Source organism: Clostridium sp. MCC344 (assembly GCF_018785365.1).
Lineage (GTDB): Bacteria > Bacillota > Clostridia > Lachnospirales > Lachnospiraceae > Pilosibacter.
The window spans coordinates 84,933-101,611 of the sequence record NZ_WQPQ01000023.1 but is presented as its reverse complement, the minus strand read 5'-3'; the positions used below and the strand labels follow the sequence as shown (position 1 = coordinate 101,611).

Annotated in this window: 16 protein-coding genes; 3 read left to right on the top strand and 13 right to left on the bottom strand. The window is 50.0% G+C overall.

What is annotated here, in order from left to right:
• Window position 1: 1 nt before the first annotated feature.
• The 3 genes from GPK90_RS07505 to GPK90_RS07495 are packed head-to-tail and all read right to left on the bottom strand — an operon-like array spanning window position 2 to window position 3,265.
• Window positions 2-1,408 carry a hypothetical protein gene (locus tag GPK90_RS07505; RefSeq protein WP_118531007.1) on the bottom strand — a complete coding sequence of 469 codons (1,407 nt, stop codon included), beginning with the start codon at window positions 1,406-1,408 and terminating at the stop codon, window positions 2-4.
• Between the two features lie 28 nt (window positions 1,409-1,436).
• Complete coding sequence (locus GPK90_RS07500; protein WP_118531009.1) at window positions 1,437-2,285, bottom strand: hypothetical protein; 849 nt, start codon at window positions 2,283-2,285, stop codon at window positions 1,437-1,439.
• A 35-nt stretch (window positions 2,286-2,320) separates the two neighbouring features.
• Window positions 2,321-3,265 carry a helix-turn-helix transcriptional regulator gene (locus GPK90_RS07495; protein WP_118531011.1) on the bottom strand — a complete coding sequence of 315 codons (945 nt, stop codon included), beginning with the start codon at window positions 3,263-3,265 and terminating at the stop codon, window positions 2,321-2,323.
• Between the two features lie 128 nt (window positions 3,266-3,393).
• Here GPK90_RS07495 and GPK90_RS07490 point away from each other — a divergent pair, with 128 nt between their 5' ends.
• Entirely contained in the window at window positions 3,394-3,630 is a 237-nt protein-coding gene (locus tag GPK90_RS07490) for a helix-turn-helix domain-containing protein (protein ID WP_118297206.1), read from the top strand.
• A 199-nt stretch (window positions 3,631-3,829) separates the two neighbouring features.
• Here GPK90_RS07490 and GPK90_RS07485 read toward each other — a convergent pair whose 3' ends face one another.
• The 9 genes from GPK90_RS07485 to GPK90_RS07445 all read right to left on the bottom strand — a co-directional run bounded on the left by GPK90_RS07485 (window position 3,830) and on the right by GPK90_RS07445 (window position 13,556).
• Complete coding sequence (locus GPK90_RS07485) at window positions 3,830-4,867, bottom strand: aldo/keto reductase (protein WP_118297377.1); 1,038 nt, start codon at window positions 4,865-4,867, stop codon at window positions 3,830-3,832.
• Window positions 4,868-5,223: 356 nt separating this feature from the next.
• Window positions 5,224-5,418, bottom strand: coding sequence for a hypothetical protein (locus GPK90_RS07480; RefSeq protein WP_015553121.1), 195 nt, complete (start codon window positions 5,416-5,418; stop codon window positions 5,224-5,226).
• A complete protein-coding gene (locus GPK90_RS07475; RefSeq protein WP_118297207.1) occupies window positions 5,381-6,091 on the bottom strand; it encodes a GntR family transcriptional regulator in 711 nt (236 codons plus the stop codon). Before GPK90_RS07475 ends, GPK90_RS07480 begins: the two co-directional genes overlap by 38 nt.
• A gap of 15 nt (window positions 6,092-6,106) precedes the next feature.
• A complete protein-coding gene (gene ispE, locus GPK90_RS07470; protein ID WP_215702633.1) occupies window positions 6,107-7,003 on the bottom strand; it encodes a 4-(cytidine 5'-diphospho)-2-C-methyl-D-erythritol kinase in 897 nt (298 codons plus the stop codon).
• 280 nt (window positions 7,004-7,283) lie between these two features.
• Window positions 7,284-7,985, bottom strand: a complete 702-nt coding sequence (locus GPK90_RS07465; RefSeq protein WP_118531013.1) for a GNAT family N-acetyltransferase — start codon at window positions 7,983-7,985, stop codon at window positions 7,284-7,286.
• Between the two features lie 18 nt (window positions 7,986-8,003).
• The gene (locus tag GPK90_RS07460; protein ID WP_118297210.1) at window positions 8,004-8,531 is read right to left on the bottom strand and encodes a peptidylprolyl isomerase; all 528 of its coding nucleotides are present in this window, start codon (window positions 8,529-8,531) and stop codon (window positions 8,004-8,006) included.
• Window positions 8,532-8,887: 356 nt separating this feature from the next.
• Window positions 8,888-9,664: an SIMPL domain-containing protein gene (locus GPK90_RS07455; RefSeq protein WP_215702632.1), complete on the bottom strand. Its 777-nt coding sequence runs from the start codon at window positions 9,662-9,664 to the stop codon at window positions 8,888-8,890.
• Window positions 9,665-9,931: 267 nt separating this feature from the next.
• Window positions 9,932-11,737 (bottom strand): M20/M25/M40 family metallo-hydrolase, encoded by a 1,806-nt coding sequence (locus GPK90_RS07450; protein WP_215702631.1) that lies wholly within the window; start codon window positions 11,735-11,737, stop codon window positions 9,932-9,934.
• 397 nt (window positions 11,738-12,134) lie between these two features.
• Entirely contained in the window at window positions 12,135-13,556 is a 1,422-nt protein-coding gene (locus tag GPK90_RS07445) for an amino acid carrier protein (RefSeq protein ID WP_346011222.1), read from the bottom strand.
• Between the two features lie 144 nt (window positions 13,557-13,700).
• Between GPK90_RS07445 and GPK90_RS07440 the strand changes: the two genes are divergently transcribed.
• Together GPK90_RS07440 and GPK90_RS07435 are read left to right on the top strand one after the other, a co-directional pair.
• On the top strand, window positions 13,701-14,690 hold the full coding sequence (locus GPK90_RS07440; protein WP_252197391.1) for a zinc dependent phospholipase C family protein: 990 nt from the start codon (window positions 13,701-13,703) through the stop codon (window positions 14,688-14,690).
• 278 nt (window positions 14,691-14,968) lie between these two features.
• Window positions 14,969-15,673 (top strand): gamma-glutamyl-gamma-aminobutyrate hydrolase family protein, encoded by a 705-nt coding sequence (locus tag GPK90_RS07435; protein ID WP_215702630.1) that lies wholly within the window; start codon window positions 14,969-14,971, stop codon window positions 15,671-15,673.
• Between the two features lie 277 nt (window positions 15,674-15,950).
• Here the strand turns inward: GPK90_RS07435 and GPK90_RS07430 are convergent, their stop codons facing one another.
• Window positions 15,951-16,589: a hypothetical protein gene (locus GPK90_RS07430; protein ID WP_118297217.1), complete on the bottom strand. Its 639-nt coding sequence runs from the start codon at window positions 16,587-16,589 to the stop codon at window positions 15,951-15,953.
• Window positions 16,590-16,679 lie beyond the last annotated feature (90 nt).

Here is a 16,679-nt window from a genome sequence, read left to right as displayed (position 1 = left end):
GTTAATTTCTCCCTTTGAAAAAATTTTTCAAACCATTTTTTCCTTCTCGTTCTCCAAATGTTTCATCCATCTCTTCAGGTGAATGCATAATCTTATCATGTTCCACTCCATCTGTCTCCACCAGTTTAGTAGATGCATCTGCCTTTCTCTTCTGGCTCGCCATCCTACTGTCAATCGTCCTCATCTGTACCAAAAAATAGCGATACTCTGCCTCCACACTTTCACAGTAGGCCACATATATTTCATTAAGTCTGATCTGATTCTGCTGCAGGCGTATCTCCATCTGGCGCAGATATTCTTTTTCTTCACCTTTTGAAGCTGCCATAATGTCCTTATAGAATTTAGCAATCTTCTGATCCAGCACAGCTCCAACACGGACATTAATTTCTCTCAGTACAAGATAAGACAGTCGTAATGACGCCGCAAAGTTAAAATGCAGACAGAATGTCAATGCATTTCCACCGCTTCTAAGCGCTGCATCCCCAACGTCAATCAGACAAAGTGTTCCATTAGAAACCAACTGCATCATTCGGAAGCTGCCGTATGTATTAGATGGTATGCAGTCTTCCCATCGTTTTTTATCCACTAAATGGCGTTTGATAGCCCAACATGCACTGGTCGCTAATTGCTGGAACACTACCGGAATCGCAGTTGCAGCGCCAAACCTTGCATCATATCCCTGCTGGAATGTTCTAGCCATAACTTCTGCGAATGTCTGCCGATCCTTTCCTACCTGAAATCTTCCAAATTTACAAAACTGAGTCAGTTCCATAAACGGCATAGGTACGCCGCTTCCGCGTCCTCCGCTGCCTCGGCTTCCTGTACTTCCTGCTGCATCTGACATAATATGTCCCAGCCAGTTCGTAAAACCGGCAAAGAGCTTTGCGGCAAAATTTCCACCTCGTAACTCAAAATTCCCGTCCTGAGTATCAATGCGAATCAGACGTCCATTTGAAACATAACTTGCTTTATTCTGAAACTGATCTAAAATCGAGAAAAATAATCCCACAATATCCGGTGAATGTGCCAACGATTTGAGATGATGATTTTGAGGGGAAATCGGGAATTTTCTTCCCACTTCTTCCATATTTTTCTGATCATAATTGACTTTATATGTCCTCTCCAGAAAACCAATAGCGGAAGCTATACTGTTCTCATTCCCATCTTTGGGGTTCCACCCAGAGAACTTCGCAAATTTCTTTACCAAGGTATCCACCTGGTGATCTGTTAACTGGTTAAGCGCTGATTTTCTGCCCGGCATCTGCACAAAGAAAACATCAATGAATCCAGCCATCGCACCGCAAAATGCTGCTAAACCAAATTCATATTTATCACACCAGTCCATCTGTACATTTAATTCCGCTACACTCGTACAATAACGTGAATCTGAAATCTGTTTCTGCATCATATCACCTCTTCTACACCATATACTCTGCCTATCTGCTTATTGGAATTAACTCATTTATTCTCACTGCAAGTGACTGTGAATTATTTATCATCGTTTGCAATTTGAGAACTTCCCGATTAGAAAATCTGCTATAATCCTGGGCTTTCATTTTTTGCAGTTCAGTTAATTCTCTTTTTACCGTCTGATCGAGTTTTTCAGTTTCAATTTTGAGCACATCCACTCTCTTCTGAATGCCCTGCAGCCGCGTCATATCTATTCTCATCTTCGTAATCTCCACTTCTGCATTCTGTGCTTTCTTTTTATTATCTGAAACCATCTTAACTCCCGCCGCTACAGCACCGCTGATTCCTATCGCAATACCAACTGGACCTGCCAGCGCAAGAAGTGCTTGTCCACCTACGACACCAGCCCCACCAACTGTCAATGCCCCACCTCCCAGCCATGCAAGCGCAGCATTTGCAGCAGCAGCCCCACTAAGAGAGCTGATTGCGGCTCCGGTTGATGCTGTACCAAATGTAGTTGCTGCTGCCAATGCTACATTAGGTCCAAGCAGCGCAACTCCTGCTCCTGCGGCAGTACTCCTTCCTAACATCATTCCAGATTTATTCCGAGGTGATTTGTATTTATATTTTTTGAGCTGTTTTTCAAATTTCTGATAATCCTGATTTATTTTTTTGCTTTTTAAATCGTACTCATATGGACGATTCGATATAGCCTGTATGTACTCTTCACAACTATGGAGCGTTGCTACCGCCCCTTTTCTGACTTCGCACAACACTTCACAGTGGCTCAACGTCTCCTGAAAGACCTTCTGATACTCTTTTCTCTCCTGCTCCAATTTCTCTTCCATCTGATTCTTTGCATCCGAAAAGAACATTATAATTCTCCTCCCGTTTTCTGCTCGCAGCCATTTTATTCGCTGATCATTTCCACTGCACTCCCCTGCCCCTTCAACCACATATCCACCCCATCACCACCAAACACCTCCGCCTCAATCACCTTGCCACCCTCGCCATCTCTAATCACCTTCGCCGTCGGCAGCCGGTCCAGTATCGCCTCCACCGACATCCCCGTATACTTAAACCGGATTTTCTTCAACTTCCCGCCATACATAAACTGCACCCGTTTCCGGAATTCTCCTTCCTCGAAGCGGTCTTTATACGGCACATTAAAATGTTCGTCGGTGATTTTAAAGGACTTGATGCGGTCGATCCGGTAGATGGTTGGGTAGATATCATCTTTATTAGTGAATTCCTTTTCCCGGTCGATATTCCGCAGGAATGCCGCCAGATAAAAATAGTACTCCGAGAACAGGATCCCAACCGGCTCGATGGTCCTCTTGACAAATCTGGGCTCTTTCATTCGCTCGTACTTGATCTCCATGACATAGTGATTCTGTACGGCCTGCGCGATGTCCCAGAGGCCGGGGATGATGAATTTTCCGTGATGTGGTTCGATGTAGTGAAATTTTTCGTTAGATATGAGTGAGTCAACTGCTGCCCTGCTCTTTTGCGGGACACAGCTTGCTGTCAGTTTTTCGAGGATCGGAAACATTTCCTCTCTCCTCATGGAGCGGCTTTCCAGAAGGATCTTGCACACAGCCAGGATCTCCCCGTTATTTAACAGAGGTTTTTCCTCCCGCTGCAGACGGTATCCGCCGGCTTTCCGGTCGTGGATGACATTCTGGTTTAGGCCCTGTTCCTGAAAAAAGCACCTCAGAGCTTCCACGTCTCGCTGAACGCTGCGCTCAGTGATATGAAACTTGTCCGCCATTTCCTTTTTTGACAGGACTTCTCCGTTCACAAGTCTGGAATAGATCTGAAGCAGACGGTCTGACTTACCTGTTGTACTGTTCATACTCCCTCCCATGCATTCTATGGCTTTATAAGCATATAATACTATCTGTTAGTTATAATATTATATTTTTCAGCTCATGTCAATTTTTGTCGTGATTCGCTATCATAAATATATTCGGAGGAAAATTCATGAAATCGATTCACACTGAAAAATATCGCCAAATTGGCCTGAAGATCGCCTATTACCGCAAGCTCCGTGGTCTCACCCAGGAAGAGCTTGCTGAACAGGTCGGACTGACTCCCGCTTACATCGGGCACCTCGAAGCGCCGAATATTTCCAAGGCACTGTCTTTAGATACCCTCTTCGATATCGCCGATGCCCTGCATGTCGAGGCTCAGAAGTTTCTTGTATTCGAGGAATCATGATACTGTTATTATAGCATCTTATATGGACAAAAATTGTCATCGATGTCATTTATTGTCATTATTTCCAATTTTTTTGCAAAAAAAGGCTTTTCAGAGATTGTTCTCCAAAAAGCCTTTTTCTTTTTTGCACATTTCACTTTTCGAATGTGCAAAATTTGCATATGTAAGTTCCGAATATGCAGATCATTTCTTATTTGTCCTAGAAATTTCCCGGCAAAATCTCCTTTCCCGCAAGGATCTCCTCATAATCCTTCAGGTTTCTCTGCAGCAACTCCGGTGTATTCAGTCCATACGGGCATTTGCTCATGCAGTGGCCGCAGTGGAGACAGTCTTTGATCTTCATCATCTTCGCCTGGACTTCCGGTGTGAGCTGGAGGTGGGACGGGGATCTTCTGAGAAGAAGAGACATTCTCGCACAGGTGTTGATCTCGATGCCGGCCGGGCATGGCATGCAGTAGCCGCAGGCACGGCAGAAGCTGCCGAACAGCTGCTTTCTGTCATTCTCGATCAGGGCGCGGATCTCGTCATCCATCACCGGCGGATTGTCGATGTAGCTTAAGAATTCATCGAGTTCGCTCTCCTTCTGGACACCCCAGATCGGGAGCACACTGTCGTACTGTGCCTGGAATGCATAAGCCGCTTTCGAGTTGTTGATCAGACCGCCAGACAGCGCTTTCATCGCGATAAAGCCCATGTCCGCCTTCTTACATTTCTCCATGAGCGCCAGATCCGCGTCGCTGCAGAGATAGCAGAACGGGAACTGTAAGGTCGCGTAAAGGCCGGAATCGACCGCCTCGTTTGCGACCGCGAGACGATGGTTCGTGATACTGATGAAACGGATCTTTCCCTGTTCTCTCGCTTTTAATGCCGCATCGTAAAGGCCGGATTCATCGCCCGGCTTCGGACAGACTGCCGGGTTGTGGAACTGATATACATCGATGCAGTCCGTCTTTAACAGACGCAGGCTGGTCTCAAGATCTTTCCAGAATTCATCCGCTGTTTTTGCCGCGGTCTTTGTTGCGAGATAGATATGGTTTCTGACATCACTGAGCGCATAACCGATCTTCTCCTCACTGTCGGAGTAAGCTCTCGCCGTATCGAAATATGTAATTCCGCCGTCGTACGCCTTTCTTAAAAGCTTTGCCGCCTCTTCCTTCGTGATCCTCTGGATCGGAAGCGCACCGAATCCGTTCTTGTTGACCGTGATCCCGGTCTTTCCAAGTGTAACTGTCGTCATGAAGATATCCCCTTTCCCGATATTGTACGGCCCTGCGGCCTGATCATGTTTTTTCACAGCTGAACATGCTGTCTTCTTTATGAATTGCCCGCAGACAGCTGACATTTCTGGTTACAGTACACGGTCACTCCATGCCCGCGCACTGTAACAGGATTTTGCCGATGCTTCGCATTCCAAATCGGCAAAATCCGCGGCCATAACGGTATCATACGGAATTTTCAGTTCAGAAAATTCCTACCCGTGAAAAATAACCATTTCTGAACTGCGGGCAAATGATATTCCAGATTATAATACTTTCCGCCTCACAGCAGGCAAAATACCGTCAAAAAACATTATTTCATGCTTCACGCAGCTGCCTACTGCTTTCCTGCGTCCAGCATCTCCTTCAGAGCCTCATCCCCATCATCGATCCACGCGTCCTCTTCGTCCGCGTTGAGACCGAGGAATTTCGCCAGAGTCCGCTCATCGTCACTGTTGTTCCACTCATCGACATAGTCGTCGATCGCTTCAAATTCAATTTCTCCTGCCTGGTACTTTTCTTTGAATGTCATTTTCCTGCTCCTTCAGATTCTTGAGAATCGTGATCTCCTGATTATCGATGTGTTCCCGCACAGCCATCTTCGCCTCCTGGATATGGCGCAGTGTCAGTGCCTTTAAAATGTGTTCATGCTCCACCATGAGGATCTGGCGCTTGTCCGCATCCTTGATATACTCCAGGCGGTAGCGGTACATCTGCTCTCTCAGGTTATTTAAGATCTGCACCAGCTTCTGATTCTTCGTGCTGTTGTAGATGATCTCATGGAAGCTCTCATCTGTCTGGGCGATCTGCATCGCATCTCCATTCTCGATCGCAGCCTTGAAGTCAACTTCCGCTTTGTTTAACTCATCAAGCTCTTCCTCGGTGATCCTCTGGCATGCGAGATCGATCGCAAGCTCCTCTAAAGAACGGCGCACCTCCAGGACATCCCGAAGATTGCTCTCGGAGATCTTTGCAACCTCCGCTCCCTTTCTCGGGATCATGAGGACCAGACCTTCCAGCTCCAGTTTCCGGATCGCCTCACGGATCGGGGTACGGCTCACGCCAAGCCGCTCCGCAAGCTGGATCTCCATCAGGCGCTCGCCCGGTTCCAGTTCTCCTTTTAAGATTGCCTGACGCAGGGTCTTGAATACGACATCCCTGAGCGGCAGATATTCATCCATATTTACTTCAAAATGATTTGTCATCGTGTCTTTACTCCTCTATCTGGCTTTCTTCCGGTTGTAGAATTCAGTCAGGTACACCTGGCGGGTCAGACGCCCGTCATCCGCCTCTTTAAGCGCCTGGAAGGTCTTTTCCGCGAGTTCCCTGTCCTTATAGATACCGAACACGGTAGGACCGCTGCCGCTCATCAGGGAACCGCAGGCGCCGTTCTCCATCATCATACTCTTGATCCTTGCGATCTCCGGGTGATCCGGGATCGTCACAGTCTCGAGGACATTTCCAAGACGGCTGATCACGCCGTCAAGGTCGCCGTTTCTGATCGCCTCAGTCATTCCGTCGATATCCGGATGTTCCTCCGGTGCAAGCTCATTTACCCGCAGTTTTCCGTACACAGCTTTCGTCGAGACGGAGATCTGCGGCTTTGCGATCACGAGATGGCACTTCGGGGATGGCGGGAGCTCCGTTAAGATCTCGCCGATCCCCTCGGAAAGCGCCGTTCCGCGCATGATGCAGTACGGGACATCCGCACCGAGCTTTACGCCCCGCTCCATGAGTTCCTTCTTCGTAAATCCGAGATCAAACATCCGGTTCACGCCGACTAAAACAGCTGCCGCATCGGTACTTCCGCCGGCCATGCCCGCCGCCACCGGGATATATTTGCGGATCCTGATGGTCACGCCGTCTTTGATCCCTGCCTCATCTAAAAGAAGCTTTGCCGCGCGCCACGCAAGGTTTCCTTCCCCGTCCGGCACGAACGGAAGGTTCGTCTCCGTCTTGATCACGCCGTCCTCCGTCCGGTCCATGTCGATCCGGTCATACAGATTCACGGTCTGCATGATCATGCGGACTTCGTGATAACCGTCCTCTCTCTTCCGGACCACATCCAGCCCAAGGTTGATCTTTGCGTAGGCTTTCAGCTCTAAATGGTCTTTCATCTTGTCACCTTCTATTTTCCATGTGTGTGATCCGGATCATGCCGCCTCTCACGCTCGCAGATCTTCGCTTACGCTCCATTCATCGCAAAAAAGGCGCCATCCGGATCAAATTTCTGCCGAAACAGGCTTACACATTGTATTTATGTTGTTTGTATACAATGTTTAATATACACGATGATGACACCATTTGACAAGAGAAATCTGAGAGAAATAAATGACTTTTTTTCCTATTTTCTGCCCCGGCTCATCCGCAGCATGCCTCGATCGCAGGCGTGGTTCCTCACGCCGCCCTCACGAATCCAAGTCTCTCCGCCACCTTCTTCGACACGATATTATCCTTTTCGATCCGTGCGAGAAACTGAACTGTTCCGAATTCCTCTTTCGCATATTCAACAGCCGCCAGACATGCCTCTTTCGCATACCCCTGTCTCCGATATTCCGGAAAGATATGGTATCCGAGTTCCAGCGTGTCATCCAGGATATTTTCATCGTCAAAAGACAAAAGCCAGTCTTCCACATCCCCGGCCGCATCATCCTGCGGGATCCGGAATCCCACAACACCGGCGAGGTTTCCGCTCTTTTTTTCCTCGACCGCCCAGAATCCAAACTCAAACACTTCGTAGTGGCGCTTCGTGTATCCAGCGATCTTCTCCGCCGTATCCAGACCGTCATCGACATGATTTTTCACGATCTCCTCATAGTCGCGCTCCGCGATCTCACGGAGAATGAGCCGCTCCGTCTCACAGATCGTCCAGGGCAGTCCCAGATGGCGCCTTGCGATCCGCTCCAGAAACTCTTCATCTGCATCCTCGACATCTGTGATCAATGTGTCCGCACACCATTCATTTTCCTTCCCGTCTTCTCTCCATAATCCAACAATGGCTCTCCTTGCAGCTTTCGCCGCCTGGAGAGCCTCGTTTTCATCTGAGATCAGAACAGGAACTTTTTCACCGTCTACCATTGCGTAACGGATCTCCTGCATGGCCTCACTCCTTTTTTATCAGCACTTCTCCGGTTCCGGATACTCTACGCCGAAGGTCTCTGCTGTGATGGATTTGATTTTCTGTTCCTTCATCGGGCGGTCGCTGTAATCGGTGCGGACCTCAGCGATCTTGTTGACGATGTCCATACCGTCGATAACCTGACCGAATGCCGCATACTCACCGTTTAAGTACGGAGCATCCTTGTGCATGATGAAGAACTGGGAACCTGCGGAGTTCGGGTTCATCGCGCGGGCCATAGAGAGAACGCCCTCGGTATGTGCCAGATCATTCTGGAAACCGTTGTGGGAGAACTCTCCCTTGATGCAGTATCCCGGGCCGCCCATTCCGTTGCCGTCCGGGCATCCGCCCTGGATCATGAAGCCTTTGATCACGCGGTGGAAGATCAGTCCGTTATAGAATCCCTTATTTACAAGACTTAAAAAGTTATTTACCGTATTCGGAGCAACGTCCGGGTAAAGCTCAGCTTTGATGATATCGCCGTTTGTCATTTCGATGGTAATGACCGGATTTTTCTTTTCTGCCATTGTCTTTCTCCTTTTTCCTCAGACACGACCGCTGGCTCAGAAAACAGATTTTCTTCTTCCGCTGGCTGCGTCTTCATTCTTTTTTTGCTGCAGCCGTCCAGGAATCTTCCGGCTGCCGATTACCCTATATTATACAGGGCATGGCCCCGGATGTCCACAATTTTTCATGGCAACATTTTATCTCTATGCCATACAGCAGCGGTGAGACTCCGATCAGGAGCGCCTTAATTCAGGGATCTGGTTCCTCTTAGCCCGCGGCCTTTAGCAGTCACACGAAGGCTTAGCGGAAGCTTTCCTGAATTACCGAGTGCTCCTGATCGGATGCTCACCGCGTACCCTCACCAATACACTACTTCTTAATCAACCATGGAGAACACGATCTTGATATTCGCATCAACTTCCATCTCTCCCGGCATCACGTTCATGTCCTCAACCGCATTCTCTGCTCCTGCTGCCATCGACACACTTTCTTTCTGCAGGTTCACGCCGCCGTCTATGTATCTGCCGTACTGGTTGTCCGAATATTCCTCGATGCTGACCACATCTCCGAGTGTCCGTCCGCTGGCCTCTGCGAGCGCCTGTGCTTTTGTTCTCGCCAGCTCGACCGCTTTCTTTAACGCTTCCGCATACGCATCATCATATCCGCTGGAATAGTAGGATACGGAATAGATCTCATTTGCACCGGCGTTGACTCCGCCAGAAAGCAGCGTCCCAACCTGCTCCACCGTCACGTCGGAGACAGTCACTTCCGTCTGCATCTCATATCCGATGAGTTTTCTTGTATCGGAACTCCAGTCATACCGCGGATTCAGGCTGTACCCGGATGTCGTGATCGATTTTTCGTCGATCCCCTGTCCTTTCAGATATTCAGTCAGAGAGTTCAGAGCTTCCGTATTCTTCTGCTGGCACTCATCCGCCTTCTGTGCCTCACTCGTCACCGCGAACACGATCTTTGCCATGTCCGGGACGATCTTCACGGTCTCGCTGCTGTCCATCGTGATCTTTCCGTCCGAGCTGTCTCCCACGTTCTCAACTCTCACCGTATCCGGCACCGATACACTCGTGCTGCATCCCGCAAGAGAAACTGCCATCATGGCTGATAATCCGATCGCTGTCAACATTCTTTTTTTCATACTGATTCCTCCTCTTCTCCAAACGTCCGCCTGACGAATAAATTCCCGGCTTTTTATGTACATGGTCCTTACTCAGGGGTCCGGAGCTCTCCATTTCACCTTCCCTGCCCTGTATCATCTTATATGAAGGAGTATAGCAGAAAACTATGGAAGTATCTTATCTTTTCTCTTACAGTTTTTAGACAAATCCTTTATTTTTCCTGGTCTTTCTCCACCGGTCTTCTGTCACGAGTCTGCAGTCAGGAGGTTTCTGATCTGCAGATCCGTTCACACTGCTGTCTCAGTAAGCTCCAGCAAAATCTCCGGCAGCTCCACAAGAAGACTCTTTCGGTTCACGCGCTCTGTCCGTCTGTGGATGTCCTTTCCCCATGGGCCAAGGAGGACCGCCGGGATATTCAACTTCCCGATCTCCTTGAAATCGACCCGGTAACCGTCTCCCCACAGTGGAGTCTCCGACGCATAACCGGAAAAATCCATTTCCCCGCAGACACCACAATAGCTCAGATCGGAAATTCCCGTAAAATAGTGGACTTTCTTCACCGGGCAGCCGGCATTTTCCGATACCTTTTTGATCTTCCGGAACAGAAAACTCCCGACGCCCTCTTTTCCCGCCATCTGGTCGCTGTGGTAGGCAGGATAAAGTGGCGGCGCAAACCCAAGTACCATCAAAGGTGTCGTGATCCCCGACCAGTCCAGAACTTCGGTCATCAGCTCGATCGTCGCCTGCGGATAATTTGTTTCTCCGTTTTGGATCTTCTGCTCCATCTGGGTTTTCTGTTCCCGGAAAAATCTTTCAAATCCATCGGAATCCTTTTCCCGGCAGCGTTCCGCAAGTTCCGCAAAAGAGAGCACTTCAAAATCCTGCTTTTTTTCCTGTCCGCCTGCTGTCCTTTCAATATCTTCTGGAACATTTTCTGTTCTAAGGATTCGCCTTCCGCACAGCTTCTCTTCCAGTTTTTTCCGCTCTTCTTCCATCTTATCGATATACCCGGAAAATGCTTCATACCCGCACTCCCGAAGCTTTTCGATGATCTCCTCCGGCCCCGACCTAAAGCTCAGAACGTTCAGATATCCGGCGGCCCTGGCCGGGACTGACACATCATACTCCCGCTTCCTGTCACGGAAATTCAGCCATGTGGGCGGCATGCAGACCTCCCCGTCGAACGTCTCGGCAAACTCCGCTGAGAGCTCCGTCTTCTCAAACATCCGCCCCAGAACGCCGACCGCATTGATCCCATCAAAACATCTGCTCACATGGGCCGTCCTGCCCTGTACAAGGACCACCGGCATACATTTCCCGACCGATCCGAGAAATACCTCCTGACCTTCCTCATCCCGGCTCATCGGCTCAAGATCGATCAGAAGATCATAGGAAAGTCCTTCCCGCTCCCTGAGATCCATGAGAAATCCTGCCGCACCTCTCATACCGGCCGAATAAGATTCCTCATCCGGCACAGCCAGAAACAGGATATTTCCATTCAATCTGTCCGTCCCGTCAAGAACCTGCTCTCCGATCTCGTCAAGAACTGCAAGACCTGCCGCCAGTCCGCCCTTCATATCCGCCGCACCGCGCCCGAAGATCCACTCCCCTGACACAACATCCTTCCAGAAATCCTCCTCCGGATCATGCGCTGAACCCGCACGCAGCGTTGCAGCACTGCTGCCCTCTCTCCCGTGCATTTCGCCCGCATCTTCACAACTCCGGACCTCAGCCATCCTGCGGCTCATCCGCTCACTGTACTCCCTTTCAAACGCCGCCTTCAGCTCCTCCATCGAAAACGCCAGCGGTTTCAACGGACCATAGTCCTCCACACCGACCACATCATAATGACCGGTAAAAATGACCGTCCGCCCGGAACTCTTATTCCCCCGCACCAGTCCATACACCAGCGGACGCTTTTTCGCATCCCCCAGGATCATGATCTCTCCAAAATTCTCCGGATAAACCTGAAAATACGACTGCGCTTTTAAGATCTCCCCGATCCTTTCCGCCGCCATCTTCTCATCATCCGTATCAGAAATTCCTGGAACTGCCACAAGCGCCTTTAAATATTCATAAACCTTTTCTTCCATTCGGTCCGTTCTCCTTTATATGAACATATGATGTCTTGTTTTTCTTACGAAATATGCTTTCATTATACTAAAACTTTCCGGGATTTTTCAAGATTTGCCGACACACGAAAAAAAGCACCCCGCCGAGTGCTTTTCTTCTACAAAATGATTATTTGAAAAAGGGAGGAGAGCTGATAATCACTTATCAGCTCGAGTATTATGAAAAAAATCTTATAAGCAGCATCTGTATCAGATGTCTTTCTGTTTATGGTTATATGATATCCATAAAACATGAAGAAATCGTGTGAATTGTGTAAAAGAAATTTGAAAACTTTTTGAACAAGATATGAACACCTGAAATCCCTTATTTTCACCCAAAGCATCTCTTCCCGCTGTGCCCCACGGCCGACCACGGTATTTATTCCGCCGTCTCACGCTTTCCCGTATCCCGCTCCTTCTCTCCCGGCGCATCAATCTCCCCAACAAGCAAAACCAGCGCCGCCAGATTTGGCACCGCCATGAGCCCGTTAAAGATATCTGTCACCTGCCACACCGTCTCCATCGCCCCAAGGCACCCCAGAAACGCCGCCAGAAGATATCCCGCCGTATAAATTGCCGGAATCCTGCCCGATATCTTCCCTCCAAGATACTCCGCCGCCTGCCGCCCCATATAATACCAGGCGATGATCGTGGAAAATGCAAACAGGACCACACAGACTGCCACCAGATACCCGCCCGGACTTCCAAGCGCCGTAAAGAAGCAGAGACTCGTGAGCGACGCCCCGTTTTCCGCGCCAGACTCCGAAGCCGCCCCTCTGCCCGCCACACAGAGGATCACGAGCGCCGTCAGTGTGCAGCTCACGATCGTATCAAAAAACACCTCAAAGATCGCCCACTGCCCCTGGATCTCCTCCGCCGCCGTCTCCGCACTTCCGTTTAAGACCGCAAGACTTCCGAGTCCGGCTTCATTTGAGAACACGCCCCGCGCGATCCCGTAGCTGACACATTGCGAGATCCCGTACCCCGCGATCCCGCCCACTGCACTGCGGAACGAAAAAGCATCCGCCATGATCGCCAAAAAGACTCCCGGAATACGTCCTGCATACAAAACGATCACCGCCAGCGCTGCCGCCGTGTAGATCCCGGCGGACAATGGGACAAGCCGCTCCGCCGCGAGAAAGATCCGCTTTCCGCCGCCCGCCAGCACACTCCCGGCGAGAGTCACAACGATCACGCCCACCGCCGCCTCCGGGATCCCGTACACATAGGATACGGTCTCCGCGATCGCGTTGGCCTGCACCATGCTGCCCATCCCGAATGCCGCCGGAATGCAGAACGATCCGTACAGAACTGCCGCCCATAAACATCCCAGCCGTTTTTCCAGATACATCATCGGCCCCGCGATCCAGCCGCCGTCCCGACCTTTTTCCCGGTACCGGATCCCCAGGACTGTCTCCCCGTAGGCTGTCGCCATTCCAAGGAACGCGGAGACCCACATCCAGAACACAGCGCCAGGCCCGCCCGCGATCACAGCCGCCGCGACTCCTGTGATATTCCCGGTCCCGATCGTGGCCGCCAGCGCCGTACACGCCGACCGGAATGATCCCCTGTGCTCACTCCTGTCATGCAAAAGATTCCCGATCGTCGCATTCCACCAGTCCGGGATCTTCCTAATCTGAAAGAACCGGATCCGCACACTGTATACAAAGCCCACCATCAAAAACAGGACCGGCGTCCACGGTCCCCAGACGATCCCATGAATTTTCCCGATCATGTTCATCTCAAAGCTCCGTCCCCGACGATATGACGTTTCCCTGCTCCCATTCCCATCACATGCCATTCTCAGTTTCTCTCTACGTTTTATTCCCATTTTCACACAGGTATGATATAATAACTGTAGTGTCTGCCGTTGGCAGCATTTATACACAGGCAACGAGCCAAAGTCCGCGCTGGCGTGAGACCTTGGCATTTTCTTTCAAAGGAGATGATCCCTGTGCCGGGATTTACGACCCACTATCTGTTCGGTGTGAAAGCCTACAATGACCTCCCGAACAATTATTTAAAACATGTGATATCCAAATACCGCTGGCTGTACCAGCTTGGACTCCAGGGACCGGATATCTTTTTCTATAATGTCCCGATCCTCCGTCACAGAGACTACCGCAATGTCGGCTCCCATATGCACGAGTATCAGGTGAACGACTTTTTTAAGAACAGTCTTCTTGAACTCTCTGAGATCCGCTCAAGACAGCAGAAAGAGGAGGCAGCGGCGTTTCTCGCCGGGTTCATGTGCCACTATATCGCCGATTCGATCTGTCACCCGTTCGTCTACGGAAGGATCCAGTTCCGGACCGATAAGAAAAAGTCCGAATGTCATGGACTCCATGCCGCGCTCGAGAATGATATCGACGCGATCCTGTTGTGGAAGTTCAAACACAAAAAGCCGTCTGAATTCAATCAGGCCGCTTCTCTCTGTCTGAACACACAGGAAAGCCAGTTTGTCTCAAGATACCTGAGCAGGTGCATCAACCGCACCTACTACCAGATCACAGAAAAGAACAATTTTCAGGTGACGGAGGGAATGGTCGCCCGGTCCATCTTTGCGATCCGCTTCGGAAGCCGGATCCTGTCCGATCCCGCGGGTCACAAGACGCATCTGATCGGATCCGTGGAATCCATCTTTTTAAAGCATCCGATCGCATCCAAAAAGCTGGTGACCGATAAGCTCTCCGCAAAAGTCCATGAGATCCTGAACCTGGATCATGAAGTCTGGACGAATCCATGGGATCACTCCATCGCCTCCACGGCGTCTTTCCCAGATCTGTACCAGCAGACCTTAAAGAAATGCAATGCGGTCTACTACTACCTGAATGCATTCCTGATCGCGAATGTCCCCGCCGGACCGCCGGATATATCTGCGCTCCTCGCGGAGCTCGGAAACTATTCGTACCACAGCGGACTCGACGTCGGATAATCCGAAATACCCACGGCGGCTCTGAGCGGACGTGATGATATGAATTTTTATGATACATGCGGATGATCTCTGTCCAAACCGGCAGAATTATCATATACTCATGATACCGGGACCAGACTTCTTTGACCCGGATATCATATTTCTCGCGACTGTCAGAACTTTTTACAACTGCGGGAGAGCAAATTTCCGACCTGTCTGTATATGAAACAGCCGGATATTCCCGGAAATCTTCATTGCAGGGGGGCAGGCAGGCAATACGAAAAAAGGAGAGTTAGATTATGAAACCATTGATCTTACTGACCGGTGGAACCGGTGCAGCAGCCAACGGAACACCGACATGGGCATTAAACCAGAACTATGCGGAGAATATCCGCCGCGCAGGCGGTATCCCGATCCTCGCTGTCAACAATGACTGCGCTGAGGAGTATGCGGATCTTGCTGACGGTCTTCTCTTAAGCGGCGGCAAGGACGTTGAGCCAAAGCTCTATGGCCAGGAGAAAATGTTTGACTTCGTTATCACAGATCCGCAGCGCGATGACCTCGAATACAAGATCATCCAAGCGTTCGTGGACCGCAAAAAACCAATCTGGGGCATCTGCCGTGGAATCCAGATCTTAAACGTATACTTCGGCGGCACACTCACCCAGGATATCCCGACTCAGCTCGGCGGCGACCACTCCAAGGGAGTCTGCCATCCGGTGCGCATCAAGAGTGATTCCATTCTCGGAAACCTCTACGGAGAGTCCATGGAAGTAAACAGCTACCACCACCAGGCACTCGACAAACTCGGCGACGGCTTCCAGGCGATCGCATGGGGCGAATCCAACGGTCACACCTTCACAGAAGCGATCCAGCATGAATCTCTTCCGATCTGGTCCGTACAGTGGCATCCGGAGCGCATGACCGGTCCGGTCACGAACCCGAAGGAGTGCGTGGACTCTCTTCCGATGTTCGAGTATTTTGTAAAGCAGTGTGCAAAATAAATGTACAAACACACCAAAAGCGCCGTATCTGTTCCCCTGATGAGAACTGCGGCGCTTTGTCATTTTTTCATGTCTTAAACAAGCGAAAACACGCTTCGCGAATTTCCCCTTGTTATCGCGACAGTCGCCAAAGTCTCGCGCAAGCGCGGACCTTGGCTCGTTGTTCGTGTAAATAAAAAATGGCAGAATGTTTTCCCCGACTTTGTGAGAAAACATTCCGCCGTCTTCTGATCCTAAATTGATTACCTTTTCGTAATTATTTCAATTATTTGGTCAATTATTTTGCAGCCTTTGTCTCGTCAAGCTTCTTCGGTGAATCATCGGCAACGTCCTCCGGACCTGCTGCTGCGGACTCACTACTCTTGAGGTCGATCTTCTCGCCGGCTTTGTAGCTCTTATCTACGAGTGTCTTTCCTCCCTCAGTAACGACTTTCACGTCAAGGGAGAACTGGTTCCAGAGTGTTCCGAAGGAATCAGCGCTGGAGTTCTCGAGATCCATGCTCTGTGCTGCGATGATGTCGTTGAACTGTTTTACCATAGTTACGGCGTAATCCATCGCGTCATCGTTTGTTGTATCGTTCTTAACTGTCCATGTGAGACCGATATTTAAAGCGGACTCATCATAAGTGAACTCCATCTTTACAGACTGCGGGAATGCAGTTGTATCGTTGAACAGTCCGTCGCACTCGCTCTGTGCCTGCTCCCAGTCGTACATTGTTGTCTCGACTGTCTCGTCCTCTACAAGGAAATTCTGGTCTCTCGGCAGTGTCTCATCGTCGTCATCTGCCTCTGTCTTTGCCGGATCGATCTCTTCACTTCCGGACACCGGTGCATCTGTTGAAATGCTGCTCTTTGTACATCCGCCAAGGGCAAGAACTACTAAAGACAGCACAGCCATTCTCTTTAATAATTTCATAATAAAATTCCTCCTCTGAATTCAACGGGGTCTCTCATCCTGCTGTACAGAATCCCCCGGGAAATCGGCATACTCACGTATTATATACGA